This is a genomic window from Azospirillum formosense (assembly GCF_013340925.1).
Taxonomy (GTDB): domain Bacteria; phylum Pseudomonadota; class Alphaproteobacteria; order Azospirillales; family Azospirillaceae; genus Azospirillum; species Azospirillum formosense.
On record NZ_WHOR01000460.1, the window covers coordinates 1 to 2,069 of the forward strand.

A 2,069-nucleotide genomic window follows, 5' to 3' on the forward strand; every position below is an offset into this window, starting at 1 on the left:
GCCCGGACTGGTCGACACGCCGCCGGGCGTGGCACCCGAAGACCCGTTGGAATTGGCGGTGGCCATCGCCGCGGACCGGGTGCCGGCCAACGTCCGGCCTCCAGAGCTTCTGGTCGGGCCGGGCTGGAGCAACGCCCCCCGCCTGCGCATGAAGCACGACGACCAGCCGATGGTCGCCGGGGCCTTCCTTGGGGCGCTGGCCGCATCGGGCACGGAGCGGGCGGCTGCGGGCCAGGAGTGGGTTTCGGGAGACGGCTTGCGATCCGGGTTGATCACCGTGACGGGCCGCATCGCCGACCCGAAGGATCGTGGGCGCCTGTGCTTCGCGCTGACCCACGTCGTGACCACGCCGGCCGGCCGGGACGCCGGTGCGCCGCTGCGCACCTGCCGGACCGCCGGAAACTGGACCCTGGAGGAATAAGGGGAGGAAAGGATGGAGTGGACCCGATCCACGCGGGCATGAAAAAGGGGCCTGAAAAGGCCCCGATTTTCGTACCCAACCGGCGATCCGCCGAAGGAAAGATGGTGCGGTCGAGAAGACTCGAACTTCCACAGCATTTCTGCCACAGCGACCTCAACGCTGCGCGTCTACCAATTCCGCCACGACCGCGACTTCATCATTCGAATGGACTGCGCACAAAGGCCCAACCCATTGAATTCCTTTGCTTTCCTAAGCCGGACGTTACGCGGCGCCGCGTCGGAATGCAACAACTTTCTCATGTTGAGAGCAACCCGACGACAGGCCGCATCGGCCCGCACGCACACCCTTCCGTGCGCGCCGCGCCCTGTTATCGCATTCCCGGGGGATAAGCAAGCGGCTTGCGTTCACAGCCCGCTCACGGTGCCGCCGGGAGACGCGCAACGGGGTCAGGCATCCACCAGATGTCGGCGCACCGCGTCGGCGGCCTGCAAAACGGCGCGGTGGGCCTGATCGACCAGACGGGTCATGGTGGCGAAGGAGTGGGGAAGCCCGTCATGGACGGCGAGGCGATGGGGAACGCCCGCCTCGGCCAACCGCTCCGCCAGACGGAGGGAGTCGTCGCGCAGGCAGTCGAGTTCCGCAGCCAGCAGCAGCAAGGGCGGCAACCCGTGGAGGTCCGCCAGCAACGGAGCGGCGCGGGGATCGTCGGGGATGGCGGCGCTGCCGAGATACTGTTGCCAGTACCAGCGCATCCGCGCCGTCGTCAGCCCGTACCGCCCGTCGCCGAAGCGGCGGTGCGATACGGTGTCGAAGTCGTGGGCGAACATGCCGTAGAACAGCAGCCCGAAGGACACCCGCGGCTCCCCCGGCGCGCGGGCGGCGAGGGCGAGGCCGAGCGCGAGGTTGGCCCCGGCGGAATCGCCGCCGACGGCGATCCGGCCCGCGTCGATCCCATGCGCCGCCCCCGCGGCGGCAACCCAGCGCAGGGCCGCCAGCGCCTCCTCATGCTGATGCGGGAAGCGGCGCTCCGGCGCCAGGCTGTAGCGCACGGCGCAGACCACCGCGCCGCTGTGCCGGGCGAGCAGCCTCAGCAACCGGTCATGGGTGTCCACGCTGTTCACGACGAAGCCGCCACCATGGAAATAGACCAGGACGGGCAGGCGTTCCATCCCGCGGCCCGCCGGGCGGTGGAGCCGCAACGGCAGAGGGCCGGCGGGGCCGGCCACGGTCACCTCCGTCACGTCCGTGGGAAGCGGCGTGGGGCCGTTCAGAAAGGCGTGGTAACGTTCCGCCGCCGCGCGGGCTTCGGCGAGCGGGAGACTCAAGGGATCGGCGGGAGCGGCGCCGAGACGGGCCGCCGCCTCGTTCGTCGCGATCACCTGCGGGTCCAGGCGGTCCACCGCGGGCCGCAAAATCGTGTCCGGCATGGCGTCCTCCTTCTCAACCGAAGCAACGGCCAACGGCCGCGCGAACCGGGAGCGGTGCCGGCCCACCGGAAAAGCCCCCCGCCGCCCCCACCCCGAGCACGAGGCGAGGCGGCACCTCCACAGGGGGCCCCCCACCGCAAATTCCCAGCGGGCGGGCGCCCCCCGCCAGGACCCGGCGTGTCGGCAGCAACGCCGCCGTCCCCGCCGCGAAGAGGATCAAC

At 70.8% G+C, this 2,069-nt stretch carries 1 protein-coding gene, 1 tRNA gene and 1 pseudogene; 1 reads left to right on the top strand and 2 read right to left on the bottom strand.

All coding sequences use genetic code 11. The features are described 5' to 3' along the window. Positions 1-421, top strand: a pseudogene (locus GBZ26_RS28970) (peptidoglycan-binding domain-containing protein); the annotation flags it as partial. Between the two features lie 102 nt (positions 422-523). Here the strand turns inward: GBZ26_RS28970 and GBZ26_RS28975 are convergent. After that, a tRNA-Leu gene (locus GBZ26_RS28975) sits at positions 524-610 on the bottom strand. A 257-nt stretch (positions 611-867) separates the two neighbouring features. After that, on the bottom strand, positions 868-1,848 hold the full coding sequence (locus GBZ26_RS28980; protein ID WP_174441747.1) for an alpha/beta hydrolase: 981 nt from the start codon (positions 1,846-1,848) through the stop codon (positions 868-870). Positions 1,849-2,069 lie beyond the last annotated feature (221 nt).

Bases quoted from the DNA above. Each gene is read 5' to 3' on its own strand.
- GBZ26_RS28980 (WP_174441747.1), bottom strand. From the start codon at position 1,848: ATGCCGGACACGATTTTGCGGCCCGCGGTGGACCGCCTGGACCCGCAG.